Below are 18,122 nucleotides of genomic sequence, written 5' to 3'. Positions count from 1 at the left end.
TAATTTTCATAGTGCAGTCAGTTTATTGATTAAAATCAAGGAAGGTGATTTTTCCTGATGAATGAACAACAGCGTTTAGACAGTAAACAAGTAGAGTCTGCTAATTCTTCGGACAAAAAATCCGCAAAGGATTACAGCAAGTATTTTGAACAAGTAATAACAGCTCCTTCATTAAAGGAAGCGAAAAAGCGCGGGAAAGAAGAAGTTAAGTATCAAAATGATTTTTCCATTCCGGAAGAATTCCGCGGTATGGGCGAAGGGCGTAAATTCTATATTCGCACCTATGGATGCCAAATGAATGAACATGATACAGAGGTAATGGCCGGAATCTTTTTAGCTTTAGGCTATGAGCCGACAGAAAACACGGAGGATGCGAATGTCATTCTTTTAAATACCTGTGCTGTCCGTGAGAATGCTGAAAACAAAGTATTTGGTGAATTGGGTCACTTAAAATCATTGAAAATGGAAAAGCCTGACCTGCTTTTAGGTGTTTGCGGCTGTATGTCCCAAGAAGAATCTGTTGTCAATAAAATATTAAAAACCTATCATCATGTTGATATGATATTTGGAACTCATAATATTCACCGCCTGCCAAACATTTTGCATGAGGCATATATGTCAAAAGAAATGGTGGTTGAGGTATGGTCTAAGGAAGGCGATGTAATTGAGAACCTTCCAAAGGTACGACGCGGAAAAATTAAAGCCTGGGTTAACATCATGTATGGCTGTGATAAATTTTGTACGTACTGTATTGTTCCATATACTCGCGGTAAAGAGCGCAGCCGCAGACCTGAGGAAATTATTCAGGAGGTACGCCATTTAGCAGCACAAGGATATCAAGAAATCACACTCCTTGGCCAAAACGTCAATGCCTATGGTAAAGACTTAGAAGGATTGAATTATGGTTTGGGTGACTTAATGGATGAATTGCGTAAAATTGATATTCCGCGTATCCGTTTTACCACAAGCCATCCGCGTGATTTTGATGACCATTTGATTGAGGTCCTAGCTAAGGGCGGCAATTTGATGGATCATATCCATTTACCAGTTCAATCCGGTTCAACCGATGTATTAAAAATAATGGCTCGTAAATATACAAGAGAACAATATTTGGAGCTTGTGCGAAAAATTCAAGCTGCTATTCCTAAGGTATCCCTCACAACGGATATTATCGTGGGTTATCCGAACGAAACGGATGAGCAGTTTGAAGAAACATTATCCTTATACCGTGAAGTGGGCTATGAATTAGCTTATACATTTATTTATTCCCCACGTGAAGGTACTCCTGCTGCAAACATGCAGGATAATGTTCCGATGGAAGTAAAGAAAGAGCGTTTGCAACGGTTAAATAATCTTGTGAATGAGCTTTCTGCTGAAGCAATGAAGAAATACGTAGGTCAAATTGTGGAAGTCCTTGTTGAAGGGGAAAGCAAAAACAATCCAGATGTTTTAGCAGGATATACATCTAAAAGCAAGCTTGTTAACTTCATTGCCCCAAAATCAGCAATTGGCAAGATTGTAAAGGTGAAAATTACAGATGCAAAAACATGGTCATTAAACGGAGAAATGGTGGAGAAATTCGAACCAATAGAGGTGAAGTAAAGTGGCGAAATATACAAAAGACGACATCGTCGCTCGTGCAACAGAACTAGCAAGCATGATTGCGGAAACAGAGGAAGTTGATTTTTTCAAGCGGGCGGAAGCACAAATTCATGAAAACCCTAAAGTTAAAGTATTAATTTCCGATATTAAAGGATTACAAAAGCAAGCGGTGAACCTGCAGCATTATGGAAAACCGGAAGCATTGAAGAAAGTGGAAGATAAAATTACATCCATTGAACAAGAATTGGATGAAATTCCTGTTGTTCAGGATTTTAAACAATCACAGCTCGAAGTGAATGAATTACTTCAATTAATTGCTTCAACGATTTCCAATACGGTTACCGATGAAATCATTACTGCAACTGGTGGAGATGTATTGATGGGTGAAACAGGTGCCAGCATGAAACATGGCGGCGGTGCCTGCGCGGGCCACGATGATTGCGATCATGAACATTAATATGATGCCAGGCTTAGATTTAAGCCTGGTTTTTCTTTTGCCTCCATATCTTCTAAGTCCTCCATGTCCCTCATAAAAATAGGAAGAGACTTCAAAATCTGGATTACTTCGGAACATACCTAAATATCCCGCATAAAATGAATCATGACTAAACTTTTAACCAGTATTCATCAAAATATATCGCACACTAGTCTAATTATTAGCATAGGATGAAATGAAACTGAATGAGGAGGGTTCGCGCGAAATGGGAGAATACAGAGAGATATTTGCGAAAGCCGTAGTCGCTAAAGGACGTAAATTCACCCAGTCCAATCATACGATTAGCCCGGCGCATAATCCAACAAGTATTCTTGGCTGTTGGATCATCAACCATAAATATAACGCGAAAAAAGTCGGCAAGACAGTAGAGATACACGGCTCCTATGATATCAACGTTTGGTACTCATATAATGATAATACCAAAACAGAAGTAGTGACCGAACGTGTACAATATGTTGATGTCATAAAGTTAAAGTATCGTGACCATGACTGCCTTGATGACAATGAAATTGTTGCACGGGTACTGCAACAGCCGAATTGTTGTGAAGCAGTCATTTCCCCTAATGGCAATCGCATCATCGTCCATGTTGAAAGGGAATTCCTTGTCGAGGTAATTGGCGAGACAAAGGTTTGTGTTGTCATTAACCCAGAAGGCTGCCATGATGATGAGGAAGAATGGGGAACGGATGTAGACGACGAAGAATTCGAAGAACTCAATCCTGATTTCTTAGTCGGCTCTGAGGAAGAATAAAGATACTAGGGAGTTTTTACTTCCTAGTTTTTTCTTTTGTTTAAAAAGGACCAAGCCCGTCACATTCTCTGAGGTATAAATGTATTAGAATGTTTTTAAAAAAAAGAAGCAAACTATTTTTAGGAGGTGTTTTGCATCGAGCCGAAAAAGCCTGGAAATAAAAATTTTCCCGATTTTAATCAATTGAATGACCGAATCATTGCCGAAAGTCCGTCGCAGCCGATCTTAGTCATCAAGACCAATCTTGATTCGAAAAATGTAACAGACGAAAACCCTTATTACCAGGGAGAGAATAATAAAAAATTTAAAGAGTTTTTTGATGAGTAGAAAAAGCCAGGTTACATTTACTGGCTTTTTCTATTGTCCCGCTCAATGATTTGTAGGGGCTAACCAATGCGGTTTCGCTTTTCTTTTTCCCATTCAGGTTTTAATAAGGAAAGGACGTAAGTATCATGTGATTGATTATTTTGTTTGATATAGCCGCGAAGCAATCCTTCTTTTATGAATCCGATCTTTTTTAAAAGGGTAACGGATGCAACATTTTCGGGATATACAACCGCACCAATGCGAAATAAATCTAATTTTTCAAAACTAAAATGTAAAACCTCATTAATTGCCTCAGTTGTATATCCGTTTCGCCAATAATGAGGATGTATTTCGTATCCAATTTCGGCCCGTTTATTTTTAAGCTGCAATCCATTCAGCCCAATGGTGCCAATAAATTTTTGATTTTCTTTGAGGACAATCCCCCAGCGAATCCCTCGTTTTTCAATAAAATTCCTTTGAAACATATCTATTAATCTTGAAGCCTCAGCTGGGAAAGTAAAACGGTCGGTTCCATAATATTTCATAACTTCCTCTAATGACAAAATTTCATATAGGCTATTCACGTGTTGGTGGCTGATTTCAATTAACTTTAGTCTTTTTGTTCCTAAAATGGGAAATGTCACGCCTATCCCTCTTTTCCTTTTTCAATTCATATCGGTTTTTGAATCAATTTTACTGTATACTCAGTGTATAACGTTGCATATAAAAAAGGAAGGAAAAAAGGAAGTGAGTGGGGAAAATGAGTAGAGATCATTATATCAAACTAATAGAGAAAGAATTATTGCCTTATATCCAATTAACCTCGTCCAATCCATTTGACCCCATTTTTGTTCGAAATCAGTCAAAATCATGGAAGACAATTGGAAATGGAAATTATGCTGGTGTTTTTTTACATGGCTCTAATCCTGGACGTGTTGTCAAAGTATATGGAAGAAGTCCTGAGGAATTAAAAAAAGAAATTGATGTCTATAAGCGTTTAGGCAATCATGAAACCTTTTCGAATTTAATTGCTCATGGAGAGAATTATTTAGTATTAAAAAAGCTTGAGGGAATCACGTTATTTGATGCAATCATCAAGGGGATTCCGATACCGGAAACTGTAATAAAGGATATTGATCGCGGATTAGACTATGCAAGATCAGTTGGTTTAAACCCCTATGATGTCCACGGGAAAAATGTCGTAATGTATAAGGGGAGAGGCTATATCGTAGATGTATCGGATTTTTATAAAGACGGATATTGTAGTAAATGGGATGATCTGAAAAAAGCTTACTTTAAAATTTATCAACGATTTTTATTAAAACTTCATCCTCCGATTCCTTTTTTTATCGTGGATAGAGTTAGAAAAGGATACCGGGTCTATCGGAAATTAAAAAAGCGAAGAGGATGAAATAGAATCACTCTTTGCTTTTTTTGATTATAGTAAAAAAATAGTAAAAGAGGAAGAATTTATTTCTAACATTCTGATAATATAGAATGAGGAAGAGAGGAGGGATAAAATGCAGTTTCCTTTCTATATATTTGGTATACACCCCCATTTAATATTCGAATCACTTGCGTATTTCATCGGGTTTCGCGTCTATTTATATACGAGAAATAAGGAGAGAATCCCAATTGACAAAGCACTTTGGGTTGTTGTTGGCGCCACATTGGGGGCAGCATTTGGCTCAAAATTGCTTTATTGGTTTGAGGATCCGAAAAAAACGCTGGAACATTGGAATAGTATCCTGTACTTAATGGAAGGAAAAACGATTGTCGGCGGTTTATTGGGTGGATTAATTGGGGTGGAAATCGCGAAAAAATTTATCGGGTGGACACGTTCCACAGGGGATGATTTTGTCCTGCCTCTGGCAATCGGTATGATGATTGGACGGATTGGCTGTTTTTTAACCGGGTTAGATGATCATACATACGGGATTGCAACAACATGGTTTACAGGTGTGGACTTTGGCGATGGCGTAAAACGGCATCCAACACAGCTGTATGAAATTTTCTTTCTGGGAATTCTTGTAGTATGTCTATTTCAAATGAAAAGGAAAAAAATCGGCTGGGAGGGGCTTTTGTTTCAGCTGTTCATGCTTAGTTATTTAATGTTTCGCCTTTTAATAGATTTTATCAAACCAACACCGCATCCTTACTGGATTTTTAATAATATCCAAATTGCTTGTTTGCTAGGGATCACGTATTACATATGGCTAATAAATAGAAAACAAACCGAAAAGAGGAGAGCATTTTATGCCTAACCGTCCGTATTTGTTTTATGAATTAACCAATAGTATATGTTCAACTTGTTTACTAAAAGTCGAAGCAAAGGTCATTATTGAAAATGAAAAGGTTTACCTCGTGAAGAATTGTCTGCATCACGGAAGGGAAAAGGTCTTAATTTCAACAGATGTTGAGTATTACAAATGGTGCCGCGAGTTTATTAAGCCATCGGAAATGCCGTATCGCTGGAATACACCGATTAAATATGGATGCCCCTATGACTGCGGCCTATGTCCCGACCATGAACAGCACAGCTGTTTGACTTTGCTTGAAATTACCGAGCGCTGTAATTTAAAATGTCCTATTTGCTATGCGGAATCCTCTCCGCAAAAAGGGTCTTTTCGCAGCCTGGAAAAAATTGAATTTATGTTAGATCAAATTATTAAAAATGAACGGGAACCGGATATTGTGCAAATAAGCGGTGGAGAACCAACAATTCATCCCCAGTTTTTTGAAATCCTTGATTTAGCAAAATCAAGACCAATCCGGCATATAATGGTGAATACAAACGGCCTGCGCATTGCCAATGATAAAGAATTTGTGAAAAGACTCGCCACCTATTCCCCGGGATTTGAAATATATCTTCAGTTTGATAGTTTTGAAAAAGAAGCCCTTGAAGAATTAAGAGGCGTAGATTTAAGAGATATCAGACAGAAGGCGTTAGAAAATTTAAATGAATACAATATTTCTACAACCTTAGTAGTTACCTTGAAAAAAGGACTAAATGATCATGAAGTCGGCAAAATCATTCAATACGGCTTACAGCAAAAATGTGTTCGAGGGGTAACCTTTCAGCCGATTCAGGCGGCAGGAAGATTAGAGGAATACGACCCGGCGGTAAACCGACTTACATTAAGTGAAGTCCGCCAAATGATTATCGACCAATCGAATGTATTTGGTTCAAAAGATATCATCCCTGTCCCATGTCATCCTGATTGCCTTGCAATGGGGTATGCTCTCAAACTCAATGGGGAGGTTACTCCTTTAACTGGGTTAGTAGACCCGAAAATTTTGTTAGAAGGGGACCGCAATACCATTGTTTTTGAACAAGACGAATCCATAAAAAATATGATTTTTAAGTTATTCTCGTTAAATCATTCACCTGATTCATCAGCCTTATCATTAAAGGATTTATTATGCTGCCTGCCAAAGGTGGCGATGCCGGGTGAAATCGGCTATGATAATGTTTTTCGCGTCATTATCATGCAATTTTTAGATGCCTACAATTTTGATGTGCGTTCTGTTAAAAAGTCATGTGTCCACATTGCCCATCCGGATGGAAGAATAATTCCGTTTGATACGTATAATTTATTTTACCGGGATGATAAAGAACTTGAATTAATGAAAATCAGGGAAGAACTTGAAGGAAAAACAACCGTTAAATAGATTTTAAAGGAGCTGATTTCTTTGGATCAAAATCAGGATGGGAAAGGCAGCAATGGATCTTTAACGGATCTTTGGAAAGGGATTGGGATCTCAGTTGGGATTTATCTGCTGGGTCTCCTAATCATGTTTATCATTCCAATGGTTACTCTCTTTTATATCGTTGCTGCCCCAATTGCCCTTATTGTTTTAACCGTTATCAGCTTTTCGAAAGGAAAAAAGCAATTAGGGCAGGGATTATTGATTGGTATTGGGCTTAATATCTTGTTATTTGCAGCCTGCTTTGGCATCATTATCTCCAATCTAGGTGGATAAAATCTTTAAAATGTGCCAGGTATCTAATCAGGGATATCTGGCATTAATTTGATAAAAAAAGTGGAGTGACGAAATGAGTTCAATAAAAATAGTAAAAAAAAATGAACGGACACCAAGCCTTTGGTCGGGTGGAAAAACAACACAACTTGCTATATTTCCTAAAGATGCAGATTATTCTGTACGTAATTTTAACTGGCGGATTAGTACTGCTATTGTCGAAGTCGAAGACTCTCTATTTACACACCTGCCAGGAATTAATCGAGTAATCATGATCCTGGATGGTGAAATGTACCTTGATCATGAAGGACACCACTCAGTATTTTTGAAGCCTTTTGAGCAAGACCGTTTTGATGGTGGATGGACAACAAGGAGTAAAGGGAAGGTAACAGATTTTAATTTAATGTTGGCAAAGGGGTATGATGGGGAGCTTATTGCCATTCATCTAGAAAAGGATAATCCTGATGTAAGTTTGGCATTAAATGGACAAGCAGAGGTTTTCTATTGTGTCGCCGGATTCGTTCGTGTTGTCACTAGCGATGAAGAAATTTTCATATTAGAAAAAGGTGACACCATGATTTTAAACTCCAAAATAAAGAATATTACTTTACAGAATGATGAGGACATAAATGCCTCCGTTATAAGGGCTAGCATTTATTAAAAGAGAATCTACCTTTTTTCGGTAGGTTTTTTTTATGGAAAAACACAAAAAAATTTTTTTCTTAAAAACTATTGATAAAAGAAAATTTCTTTCATATAATCAAAGTATGAATTGAAAGTGCTTTCATCAATATTGGCCAAATAATGATATAAAGTTTTTCAACAAATAGGGAAAATTTTTTAAGAAAGTTCGAAAGGGCTTACAAAGAAAGGGAAGGTGAAATCATCGTATGGCAAGCTTATTGATTACCTTATTAGCTATTATTATTGTTATTATCGGAGTTTCAGTGTTTAAATGGCATGCATTCATCAGTTTAACAGTAGCAACTCTATTTCTAGCCATTTTTTCAGGTTTATCGATGGATAAAATTGTTAGCGGGATTGAAACAGGAGTTGGCGGGGCACTAGGTCATTTAGTCGGTATTTTAGCACTAGGTACCATCTTAGGGAAAATGATGGCCGAATCAGGTGCAGGTGTTCAGGTAGCGAATTTCTTCGTTAATAAATTTGGCGTGAAAAAACTTCCATGGGCTATGATGTTAGCCGGTTTCATTATTGGAATCCCTGTATTCTTTGAAGTAGGAATCTTAATTGTACTTCCGTTGGTAATCTCTATTCATAAAACATCAAAGCAAAATATTTTATTGATTGCTTTACCTGCAATAGCGGGTTTATCAATTGTGCATGGTTTGGTACCTCCGCATCCAGGGGCAATTGCCGCAATTTCGATTTATAATGCGAACATGGGAAAAGTGCTCTTATATTCCCTGCTTATTGCAATTCCTGCTGTGATCATTGCAGGTCCATTATTTGCTAAATGGGTTCACAAACGGGTCATCCCCGAAGGTGAACCAGAATTAATCAAAATCAATACGGCTACAGAGAAATTACCTAGCACAGGATTATCATTCTTTATTATTTTACTTCCTGTTATCTTAATGATTTTCTCAAGCGTTGCTCCTTATATAGGACTTCCTGGGGGAATTACGAAGTTTTTCATCTTTATCGGAAGTCCGCTCATTGCACTTCTAATCGCTTGTTTTGCTGCCTTTTATTTCCTTGGCATTCGTCAAGGCATTGATAAAAATGGGATTAAGAAATTTACAGAGGAATGCTTCCTTCCAGTTGGTTCCATCATTGCGATTATTGGTGCCGGCGGGGGCTTTAAACAAATCCTTATTGATAGCGGTGTAGGTGCAACAATCGGCGATATGTCTCAAAATGTCCATCTGTCACCACTTGTTTTGGCATTTATGATTGCCGGACTCATTCGTATTGCAACTGGATCAGCTACGGTTGCGTTAACAACGGCAGCAGGAATTGTGGCGCCAATCGTTCAGCATATGTCAGGTGTCAACATGGAGCTTCTTGTAATCGTAACAGGTGCAGGTTCACTTATGTTCTCACATGTAAATGATGCCGGCTTCTGGATGGTAAAAGAATATTTAGGGCTATCAGTTAAGGAAACATTTAAAACTTGGACAGTATTAGAAACTATCCTATCATTTGTAGCTTTTGGTGTAGCTTTAATCGTAAATATGTTCATATAAGAAAAAAACTCCCTCATTCGAATTCGGATGAGGGAGTTTTTGATGAATGAAAATTTATTTCGTTTCTGTTTTTATCTTATTAAGATTTGCGATATTTAAACATATGACATCAATCATACTTATTTGGGCAATTTGTGATTCAAATCCTGCGGAAAGATACTCGATTTCCTCGGTATTGGTATATAGCGCTATGTCTACGTTTAAACTAATTGGGGATTTAGGAAATCCTGTTATGCCAATTGTTTTAGCACCGGTCTCATGAATAATTTTTAAAATATTCATAGTCTCTTTGTTTGACCCGGAATGAGATATGATAATGGCTGTGTCTTCTTCGGTGATATGGGAAGCTGACATCAGTTGATATTGGGTTTCCATATGGGAGGATGCTTTAATTCCTGCCCGATTGAGCTTGGAGAATGCATCCATGGCAATACTTGCTGAACCGCCTGTGCCAAAAACTTCAACCCGTTTAGCTTGGAGGATCAAATCGATTGCCATTTTAATTTTATTATGATCAATGATTTGCAATGTATTTTGTAAAGTTCTTATATTGGATTTAAAAATTTTTTCCGTCAGTGTTTTTTCGTTATCCTTTATTGTCACTTCTTCATGAATGGTTCGAATCGGAGTCATAATTTCTGAGGCAAGAGCAATTTTCATTGCCTGAAAACCTTTGAATCCAATCCGTTTAGAAAATCGAAAAACCGTGGCATCTGCTATATTCAAATCATCTGCCACCTCGTTGATTGTTCGATGAATGATGATTTCCGGATTTTCTAATATATAATCAGCAATTTTTTTTTCTTTTTCGCTAAATTTAGCATAGTTGGAACGGATGGATCCTAAACAATTCAGTGTCATATGAAACTTTCCCTTCAATATGGTCCTAATTTGAGTATAGCATAATTGATAAGTGAAAAAAATTTTTTCATGAAACCGTTTGCTAGGAGAAAAATTTTTCGTATAATTAAATTATATGAAAAAAATTTTCATAAGGTATAAAATAAATATAGAATAAATGAAAATATAAATCCTTTTTTCTATGCAACAGAGATTTTCTAGGAGGAAAATAGAATGAACTCAAAATATGTAATCGGAGTAGATATTGGAACAACAAGTGCAAAATCAGTTCTGTATGCAGTTGATGGAACAGTTATCGCAAATCATGGAATCGAATATCCGTTATTTTCTCCAACACCTGAAACGGCGGTACAGGACCCGGAAGAAATATTTCAGGCCGTAATCAATACCGTCAAAGTGATCATGCAGAAAAGTCATGTTGATCCTGCAAATGTCCTATGTGTTTCATTTAGTTCTGCCATGCACAGTTTGATTGCAGTAGACAAGGAAGGAAAACCTTTAACAGAATGTATAACTTGGGCTGATAATCGAAGCTCTGATTGGGTGGAAAAAATTAAAACAGAGATGAATGGACATGAAATTTATCTTCGAACGGGAACGCCGCTTCATCCAATGACCCCACTGGCGAAGCTGGTTTGGCTACAGAATGACTATACTGAACTTTTTTCAAAAAGTTCAAAGTTTATTTCTATAAAGGAATATATCTTTTATAAACTGTTTGGAAAATATGTCGTTGATTACTCGATTGCATCTGGAACAGGCTTGTTTAATATCTATACCTTAGGATGGGACGCGGAAGCGCTTAAGGTTGCAGGGGTAACAGCGGATAACCTTTCCGAACCTGTCCCTACAACCTATCAATTAAGCGGGATGGACGTGGGATACGCTAAAGAAATGAACCTGAATCCAATAACTCCTTTCGTTGTCGGTGCTGGGGATGGACCGTTGTCGAATCTAGGAGTAAATGCCATAGACCCTGGAGTTGTGGCGGTGACGATTGGGACAAGCGGGGCTATTCGGGCGGTAACGGACCGGCCGATTACAGATCCAAAAGGAAGAATTTTTTGTTATGCTTTAACAGAAAATCATTGGGTAATCGGTGGACCTGTCAATAATGGCGGGATGATTTTCCGCTGGGTCCGTGATCAGTTGGGCGATGCGGAAGTGGCAACAGCAAAACGATTAGGAAAAGATCCATACGAAGTATTGACAGAAATTGCCGACCGGATAACACCGGGTGCGGATGGACTATTATTCCATCCCTATTTAGCAGGAGAAAGAGCACCATTGTGGAATTCCAATGCAAGAGGATCGTTTTTTGGTCTTGGTATGCACCATAAAAAAGAACATTTGATTCGCGCAGTGCTTGAAGGAGTTATTTTTAATCTTTATACAGTTCTTTTGGCGTTGTCAGAATTAATGGGAGAACCGAATAAGATTCAGGCTACGGGCGGTTTCGCCAGATCAGAGCTATGGCGGCAGATGATGGCTGATATCTTTAACCAGGATGTCTCCATTCCGGAGAGCTTTGAAAGCTCGTGTTTAGGGGCTGCAATCTTGGGGCTATACAGCATGGGTGAAATTGATTCACTTAATGCAGTTTCAGATATGGTTGGCGCGACCTACCATCATACGCCCAATAGCGAAAATGTATCGATCTATGAGGATTTAACGCCAATTTATATTCGTCTTTCACGGATTTTGCAGGAAGAGTATGAGAGTATTGCTGCATTCCAGAAGAAGTGGGTTTAGAATAACCTTTGTGTGTGTGAAATGTCCTTCATCAAAGAAATGAAGGACATTTTCCTGGTTGAGTGGAAGAGTTTTGTCCTTCATCAAAGGAATGAAGGACATTTTCATGGTTGATAGGGAGGATTTTGTCCTTCATCAAAGGAATGAAGGACATTTTCATGGTTGATAGGGAGGATTTTGTCCTTCATCAAAGAAATGAAGGACATTTTCATGGTTGATAGGGAGGATTTTATCCTTCATTAAAGAAATGAAGGACATTTTCATGGTTGAGTGGAAGAGTTTTGTCCTTCATCAAAGGAATGAAGGACATTTTCATGGTTGATAGGGGGAATTTGTCCTTCATCAAAGGAATGAAGGACATTTTCATGGTTGATAGGGGGAATTTTGTCCTTCATCGTGCATAGGAAAGACATTTCCCGAATTCCTATAGAATTTTATCCTTCACCAGGTAAATAAAAGAAAACTCCTTGGTGCTTCTTTTAAAATTCCGCTTCATGTATAATAAAAATGCGTCTGACTGACGAAATGTGTTTTAGGGGCTATCATGGAATGAATTACAAAAAAATTAAACCAAAAAAAATCTATGAGGAAGTTGCAGAAGCCATACAGGATATGATTCGAACCGGCAAAATCAAACCCGGAGACAAACTTGATTCTGTTCAGCAATTAGCGGAAAATTTCCAGGTGGGACGATCTGCAATTCGTGAAGCACTTACATCACTAAGAGCTATGGGTCTTGTAGAAATGAAGCAGGGAGAAGGTACCTATGTCAGATTATTTGAAAATGACTAAATTACCTTTCCATTATCATCCGCAATCCTGATGAATAAGGAAGATATCAGCCACTGTTAGAAGTACGAAAAATTATTGAAATTGGTACAGTTTCTGCAGCTGCAAAAAGATGAACCATTCAACAGCTAGAAGCGATGAAAGCTGCCTTAGAAGAAATGAAAGGTGCCAATGGGAACGAAGAACTTGGTGAAAAAGCTGATTTACAATTTCACCTGACCAATACAGAAGCAGGAGGGAACCCGCTTTTAATGAGCCTAATGAATCATGTTTCGGGATTAATGGGGGAAAGCATGAGGGAAACGAGAAAGGTGTGGCTATTTTCAAAATGCAAATTAATCATATTTGCAAATTCTTACTTTCTAAACAACACAAATTGGTGTAAAATCAAACTATTCATTTATTTTTTTAATCAAGTCATCTGATGACCTGTCAATCTGATGTTATGATAATAAAGGGGAGAAAAAACATGAAAGTATCACTATTTGCTACATGTTTAGTTGATATGTTCCAAAGCAATGTAGGGAAAGCAACAGTCGAGATACTTGAGCGGCTAGGATGTGAAATCGAATTTCCGGAGTCACAAGTATGTTGCGGACAGCCTGCTTATAACAGCGGTTATGTTAAAGAATCAAAAGAAGCAATGAAACGAATGATCGAAACCTTTGAGGATGCTGAATATGTTGTATCTCCATCCGGTTCTTGTGCCTTTATGTTTCATGAATATCAACATGTTTTTAAAGGGGACCCTGTTTGGGAACCGCGTGCTAAAAAGCTGGCAGAAAAAACTTATGAGTTAACTCAATTTATCGTCGATGTTTTAAAAGTAGAAGATGTCGGGGCAAGGTTTGATGGAAAGGTTACCTACCACACATCCTGCCATATGACGAGGTTATTAGGTGTTAAAGAAGCGCCAATGAAACTGTTGAAAAATGTAAAAGGTCTTGAGTTTACAGAGCTGCCAGGAAAAGAACAATGCTGTGGTTTCGGCGGGACCTTTTCGGTAAAAATGGCACAAATCTCTGAACAAATGGTCGATGAAAAAGTTAGCCATGTCGAAGAAACAGGTGCAGAATATCTAATTGGGGCCGATGCGGGCTGTTTAATGAATATCGGCGGACGTATTGAGAGAAAAGGTAAGCCAATTAAGGTTCTTCATATTGCTGAGGTATTAAATAGTAGGTAAAAGAAAGGGGGATACAAAAATGGCAATGAAAATTGGATCAGAGCAATTCAAGGAACGGGTTGATAAAGGCATTCATGATTCCTTTATGCGTGGAGCTGTGGCAGGAGCTCAGGACGGCATGGGAACGAAAAGACGGAATGCAGCTGATGAGCTAGGAAATTGGGAAGAATGGCGTTCACATGGGGAAGAAATCCGCCAGCATGTTCTTGAAAACCTTGATTATTATTTAGAACAATTAAGTGAGAATGTCGCAAAACGCGGCGGGCATGTATTTTTTGCCCAGACAAAAGAAGAAGCAAACGAATATATTCGTGGTATTGTCCAAAAGAAGCAAGCAAAGAAAATTGTTAAATCAAAATCAATGGTAACGGAAGAAATCAGCTTAAATGCTGCTCTGGAAGAGGAAGGCTGCGAAGTGATCGAAACAGACCTTGGAGAATACATCCTGCAAATGGATGATCATGATCCTCCTTCCCATATTGTTGTTCCTGCCTTACATAAAAACAAGGAACAAATTCGTGATGTTTTTGCAAAAAAACATGGTTATGAAAAAACCTCTAAACCGGAAGAATTGGCTTTGCATGCGCGGGAAAAGCTTCGGAATGAATATTTGACCGCGGATATTGGGATTACAGGCTGCAATTTTGCTGTTGCCGAAACCGGATCTTTTAGTTTGGTAACGAACGAAGGGAATGCCGATTTAGTGACAGCCCTGCCAAAAACGCAAATTACTGTCATGGGAATGGAACGGCTTGTACCGACATTTGAAGAAATGGAAGTACTCGTCAGCCTATTAACTCGCAGTGCTGTTGGTCAAAAATTAACCAGCTATATTACAGTACTTACGGGACCAAAGGAAGAAAAGGATGTTGATGGTCCGGAAGAATTTCACCTGGTCATCGTAGATAATGGCAGATCTAACATTCTTGGTGGTGATTTTCAGTCCGTTCTCCAATGTATCCGATGTGCAGCTTGTATCAATGTATGTCCGGTTTATCGACATGTCGGTGGTCATTCGTATGGTTCGATTTATTCAGGACCGATTGGTGCTGTGCTTTCACCACTTCTTGGCGGATATGACGAATATAAAGAACTCCCATATGCCTCCACACTTTGCGGTGCTTGTACAGAGGTTTGTCCGGTAAAAATTCCGCTTCATAATCTTCTTCATAAACATAGGGAAGTGATTGTGGAGAAGGAAGGGAAAGCACCGATTTCAGAAAAATTGGCGATGAAGGCATTTGGTTTAGGTGCTGCATCACCAACGTTATATAAAATTGGTTCAAAAATTGCCCCAACAGCAATGAATCCGTTCACGGTTGGAGACAAAATCTCAAAAGGACCAGGTCCTTTAAAAGCTTGGACAGAAATTCGTGAATTTCCAGCACCAAATAAGGAAAGATTCAGAGACTGGTTTAAAAATCGTGAAAAAGGAGGCAAACAATGATGCAAGGAACGATACAAAACCGTGATAAGTTTTTAAATCAAATCGCGAGCCGCCTTGGACGGGAGCGAGTTTCTGCACCGATTGATCGACCAAAGTGGAAATTCCAGCCCCAGCACGAGGTATTGAAAGAGGCTACAAAAGAAGAATTGCTCGATATATTAACAGAACAATGCAAAAAAATCCATACTACCATTTATACAACTGACAAAAAGAATTTAGCTGATACATTAGACAAAGTGGTTGCCGATTATGGCGGCGGTCCAATTGTAACCTGGAAGGATGAACGCTTTTCTCAATGGGGTCTTGATTCATTATTTAAAAAGGATTGGTTGGATCAAAATATTGATGTGTTTGAATGGGATTACACTAGGCAAGAAGATAATATTGCAAAAGCGGAAAAAGCAAATGTCGGGATTACGATTAGCGAAATCACTCTTGCGGAATCCGGCACAGTTGTTTTATTCAGCGATGAGAATAAAGGAAGAACGGTCAGCTTTTTACCGGCAACCTATATTGCTCTTGTGCCGCTAAGCTCACTTGTTCCAAGAATGACGCAGGCAGCTCAGAAAATGCGGGAAATCCATCAACAAACAGGTCATGTTGCTTCCTGCATTAATTTTATTACTGGCCCAAGTAATTCAGCCGATATAGAGTTAAATCTGGTTGTTGGTGTTCATGGGCCGATTAAGGCATCTTATATTGTAATCAATGATTTATAAAAACAAGGTCTGTTCTGTTTTAGGAGCAGACCTTGTTTATTATACCTGGGATAGGAAAAAAGAGTAAGATAAAAAAAGTGTATAAAAAAAGATGTTTTTAATAAAATGGAATCGACAAAATTCTTGCAAAGACACTCGGATTTTATTTTCTTGGATGGATAAATAAAATAGAAAAATTTTGCTAATACCTTTTCCTAATATAGGAAAAGGTATTTTTGTATAAATTCAAAAAGTATTCATTTTTTGTGGGTTAATTTACAATGTATTAAGGATCCACCAGTGTTAAAATTTGAATGTAAACGGTTTCAAGTTGATTATTGTTACTAACAGCTAAGGGAGAGATTGTTTTGAAGACAGATGTTCAGATTGCACAGGAAGCACAAATGAAGAATATTCATGAGATTGCAGACTACCTTGGAATTCATGAGCACGAGTTAGAACCGTACGGAAGATACAAAGCGAAGGTTTCATTAGATGTCCTAAAAAGATTAGAAGATAAACCAAATGGTAAACTTATCCTTGTTACCGCCGTTAACCCGACTCCAGCTGGGGAAGGAAAGACAACGATTAATGTTGGGCTTTCCATGGCGTTAAATAAAATCGGAATGAAAACCATCACCGCATTAAGGGAACCATCCCTTGGACCCTGTTTCGGCATAAAAGGTGGTGCAGCTGGAGGCGGCTATGCTCAAGTCGTGCCAATGGATGATATCAATCTACACTTTACTGGAGATTTCCATGCAATTACCTCCGCACATAATTTACTGGCAGCACTGCTAGATAACCATATCCATCAAGGAAATGCCTTAAACATCGATCCTAAAAGAATTGTTTGGAAAAGGGTTCTCGACATGAATGACCGGGCTTTAAGAAATATTATTATAGGACTTGGCGGCAAAGGGGACGGATTTGTCAGACAAAGCGGCTTCGATATAACGGTAGCTTCTGAAATAATGGCCATACTATGTTTATCAACCAGTTTAGTTGACCTGAAAGAAAGACTATCAAGAATGGTTGTAGCCTATGCTAGAGATGGAAAGGCAGTAACCGCGGGAGATTTACAAGCAACTGGAGCCATGGCGTTATTATTGAAAGATGCCATCATGCCAAACCTGGTGCAAACCCTTGAAAATACTCCTACTTTCATTCATGGCGGCCCATTTGCAAACATAGCCCATGGCTGTAACTCGGTAATGGCGACAACCGTTGCTTTAAAACTAGCGGATTACGTCGTAACCGAGGCGGGTTTTGGTGCGGACCTAGGTGCAGAGAAATTCTTCGATATTAAGTGTCGCTTTGCCGGACTCAAACCGGATGCAACCGTAATTGTTGCAACAATAAGGGCATTAAAAATGAATGGCGGCGTTCCGAAGACTGAACTTGGTTATGAAAATCTTCCAGGTCTTGAAGGAGGCATTGCCAACCTTGAAAGACATCTTGAAAATGTCGGTAAATTTGGTGTGCCAGCAGTTGTTGCGATTAATAAATTCCCTACGGACACGGATGCAGAGATTGAGTTATTACGCGAAAAATGTGCTGCAAAAGGTGTAGAAGTCGTTCTTGCTGAAGTCTTTACAAAAGGCGGCGAAGGTGGAATCGATTTAGCTCATAAGGTGGTGGAAATATGTGAAACAAAGGAATCAGATTATAGACCGCTTTATGATGTTGATGGAACCATTGAGGAAAAAATCACGACAATTGCAACGGAAATTTACCGTGCCGAGCGAGTGGAGTTTACCGCTGCTGCTAAAAAACAGATTGTTGAAATCGCAGCACTTGGCCTCGATAAGATGCCAATTTGTATAGCGAAAACCCAGTATTCATTCTCTGACAACCCGGCGTTACTAGGGGCACCAACTGGATTTACTTTAACCGTAAGAGAAGTAAAGGTTTCTGCTGGCGCCGGATTTATTGTGGCACTTACAGGCGATATTATGACAATGCCGGGGCTTCCAAGGGTTCCAGCAGCGAATGGAATGGATATCACAGAAGAGGGAGAGATTATGGGTCTTTCCTAAATTG

General features: G+C 38.6%; 17 protein-coding genes and 1 pseudogene. 16 read left to right on the top strand and 2 right to left on the bottom strand.

From position 1 onward, the window contains the following. Positions 1-57 precede the first annotated feature (57 nt). From miaB to J2Y67_RS01360, 4 genes are all read left to right on the top strand, one after another. Positions 58-1,602, top strand: coding sequence for a tRNA (N6-isopentenyl adenosine(37)-C2)-methylthiotransferase MiaB (gene miaB / locus J2Y67_RS01375; RefSeq protein WP_310169760.1), 1,545 nt, complete (start codon positions 58-60; stop codon positions 1,600-1,602). A 1-nt stretch (position 1,603) separates the two neighbouring features. Further along, positions 1,604-2,059 (top strand): YlbF/YmcA family competence regulator, encoded by a 456-nt coding sequence (locus J2Y67_RS01370; RefSeq protein WP_310169758.1) that lies wholly within the window; start codon positions 1,604-1,606, stop codon positions 2,057-2,059. Between the two features lie 244 nt (positions 2,060-2,303). Further along, positions 2,304-2,849, top strand: a complete 546-nt coding sequence (locus J2Y67_RS01365; protein ID WP_310169756.1) for an outer spore coat protein CotE — start codon at positions 2,304-2,306, stop codon at positions 2,847-2,849. A gap of 183 nt (positions 2,850-3,032) precedes the next feature. Beyond that, the gene (locus J2Y67_RS01360) at positions 3,033-3,176 is read left to right on the top strand and encodes a hypothetical protein (protein WP_396954020.1); all 144 of its coding nucleotides are present in this window, start codon (positions 3,033-3,035) and stop codon (positions 3,174-3,176) included. Positions 3,177-3,235: 59 nt separating this feature from the next. Here J2Y67_RS01360 and J2Y67_RS01355 read toward each other — a convergent pair whose 3' ends face one another. Next, the gene (locus J2Y67_RS01355; protein ID WP_310169754.1) at positions 3,236-3,799 is read right to left on the bottom strand and encodes a GNAT family N-acetyltransferase; all 564 of its coding nucleotides are present in this window, start codon (positions 3,797-3,799) and stop codon (positions 3,236-3,238) included. Positions 3,800-3,915: 116 nt separating this feature from the next. Here J2Y67_RS01355 and J2Y67_RS01350 point away from each other — a divergent pair, with 116 nt between their 5' ends. From J2Y67_RS01350 to J2Y67_RS01325, 6 genes are all read left to right on the top strand, one after another. Beyond that, positions 3,916-4,566: a protein kinase family protein gene (locus tag J2Y67_RS01350; RefSeq protein WP_310169752.1), complete on the top strand. Its 651-nt coding sequence runs from the start codon at positions 3,916-3,918 to the stop codon at positions 4,564-4,566. A 109-nt stretch (positions 4,567-4,675) separates the two neighbouring features. After that, entirely contained in the window at positions 4,676-5,419 is a 744-nt protein-coding gene (locus tag J2Y67_RS01345) for a prolipoprotein diacylglyceryl transferase (RefSeq protein WP_310169751.1), read from the top strand. After that, on the top strand, positions 5,412-6,827 hold the full coding sequence (locus tag J2Y67_RS01340; protein WP_310169750.1) for a radical SAM protein: 1,416 nt from the start codon (positions 5,412-5,414) through the stop codon (positions 6,825-6,827). The genes J2Y67_RS01345 and J2Y67_RS01340 overlap by 8 nt, the downstream gene beginning before the upstream one ends. A gap of 21 nt (positions 6,828-6,848) precedes the next feature. Next, positions 6,849-7,139, top strand: a complete 291-nt coding sequence (locus tag J2Y67_RS01335) for a hypothetical protein (RefSeq protein ID WP_310169748.1) — start codon at positions 6,849-6,851, stop codon at positions 7,137-7,139. Positions 7,140-7,212: 73 nt separating this feature from the next. Beyond that, positions 7,213-7,797, top strand: a complete 585-nt coding sequence (locus tag J2Y67_RS01330; protein WP_310169745.1) for a HutD/Ves family protein — start codon at positions 7,213-7,215, stop codon at positions 7,795-7,797. Positions 7,798-8,026: 229 nt separating this feature from the next. Next, entirely contained in the window at positions 8,027-9,346 is a 1,320-nt protein-coding gene (locus J2Y67_RS01325; protein WP_310169743.1) for a GntT/GntP/DsdX family permease, read from the top strand. A 54-nt stretch (positions 9,347-9,400) separates the two neighbouring features. Here J2Y67_RS01325 and J2Y67_RS01320 read toward each other — a convergent pair whose 3' ends face one another. Then, complete coding sequence (locus tag J2Y67_RS01320; protein ID WP_310169741.1) at positions 9,401-10,207, bottom strand: MurR/RpiR family transcriptional regulator; 807 nt, start codon at positions 10,205-10,207, stop codon at positions 9,401-9,403. A gap of 213 nt (positions 10,208-10,420) precedes the next feature. On the opposite strand from J2Y67_RS01320, the gene gntK reads away from it, so the two are divergent. From gntK to J2Y67_RS01290, 6 genes and pseudogenes are all read left to right on the top strand, one after another. Beyond that, positions 10,421-11,959, top strand: coding sequence for a gluconokinase (gene gntK, locus J2Y67_RS01315; protein ID WP_310169739.1), 1,539 nt, complete (start codon positions 10,421-10,423; stop codon positions 11,957-11,959). 549 nt (positions 11,960-12,508) lie between these two features. Beyond that, positions 12,509-13,077: pseudogene (locus tag J2Y67_RS01310) on the top strand (FadR/GntR family transcriptional regulator); the annotation flags it as partial. A gap of 140 nt (positions 13,078-13,217) precedes the next feature. Beyond that, complete coding sequence (locus J2Y67_RS01305; protein ID WP_310169737.1) at positions 13,218-13,934, top strand: (Fe-S)-binding protein; 717 nt, start codon at positions 13,218-13,220, stop codon at positions 13,932-13,934. A gap of 19 nt (positions 13,935-13,953) precedes the next feature. Next, complete coding sequence (locus J2Y67_RS01300) at positions 13,954-15,381, top strand: LutB/LldF family L-lactate oxidation iron-sulfur protein (protein WP_310169735.1); 1,428 nt, start codon at positions 13,954-13,956, stop codon at positions 15,379-15,381. Then, a complete protein-coding gene (locus J2Y67_RS01295) occupies positions 15,381-16,100 on the top strand; it encodes a LutC/YkgG family protein (protein WP_310169732.1) in 720 nt (239 codons plus the stop codon). Before J2Y67_RS01300 ends, J2Y67_RS01295 begins: the two co-directional genes overlap by 1 nt. A gap of 347 nt (positions 16,101-16,447) precedes the next feature. Further along, a complete protein-coding gene (locus tag J2Y67_RS01290; protein ID WP_310169731.1) occupies positions 16,448-18,118 on the top strand; it encodes a formate--tetrahydrofolate ligase in 1,671 nt (556 codons plus the stop codon). Positions 18,119-18,122 lie beyond the last annotated feature (4 nt).

The organism is Neobacillus niacini, assembly GCF_031456445.1.
Taxonomy (GTDB): domain Bacteria; phylum Bacillota; class Bacilli; order Bacillales; family Cytobacillaceae; genus Neobacillus; species Neobacillus niacini_I.
The sequence above is the reverse complement of the archived record's forward strand: the minus strand, read 5'-3'. Positions and strand labels throughout refer to the sequence as shown.

Excerpts from the sequence above, each read along its gene's own strand:
- J2Y67_RS01365 (WP_310169756.1), top strand. The coding sequence starts at position 2,304 with ATGGGAGAATACAGAGAGATATTTGCGAAAGCCGTAGTCGCTAAAGGA.
- J2Y67_RS01345 (WP_310169751.1), top strand. The coding sequence starts at position 4,676 with ATGCAGTTTCCTTTCTATATATTTGGTATACACCCCCATTTAATATTC.
- J2Y67_RS01295 (WP_310169732.1), top strand. The coding sequence starts at position 15,381 with ATGCAAGGAACGATACAAAACCGTGATAAGTTTTTAAATCAAATCGCG.
- gntK (WP_310169739.1), top strand. The coding sequence starts at position 10,421 with ATGAACTCAAAATATGTAATCGGAGTAGATATTGGAACAACAAGTGCA.
- J2Y67_RS01300 (WP_310169735.1), top strand. The coding sequence starts at position 13,954 with ATGGCAATGAAAATTGGATCAGAGCAATTCAAGGAACGGGTTGATAAA.
- J2Y67_RS01340 (WP_310169750.1), top strand. The coding sequence starts at position 5,412 with ATGCCTAACCGTCCGTATTTGTTTTATGAATTAACCAATAGTATATGT.
- J2Y67_RS01305 (WP_310169737.1), top strand. The coding sequence starts at position 13,218 with ATGAAAGTATCACTATTTGCTACATGTTTAGTTGATATGTTCCAAAGC.
- J2Y67_RS01325 (WP_310169743.1), top strand. The coding sequence starts at position 8,027 with ATGGCAAGCTTATTGATTACCTTATTAGCTATTATTATTGTTATTATC.
- miaB (WP_310169760.1), top strand. The coding sequence starts at position 58 with ATGAATGAACAACAGCGTTTAGACAGTAAACAAGTAGAGTCTGCTAAT.
- J2Y67_RS01330 (WP_310169745.1), top strand. The coding sequence starts at position 7,213 with ATGAGTTCAATAAAAATAGTAAAAAAAAATGAACGGACACCAAGCCTT.
- J2Y67_RS01350 (WP_310169752.1), top strand. The coding sequence starts at position 3,916 with ATGAGTAGAGATCATTATATCAAACTAATAGAGAAAGAATTATTGCCT.
- J2Y67_RS01320 (WP_310169741.1), bottom strand. The coding sequence starts at position 10,207 with ATGACACTGAATTGTTTAGGATCCATCCGTTCCAACTATGCTAAATTT.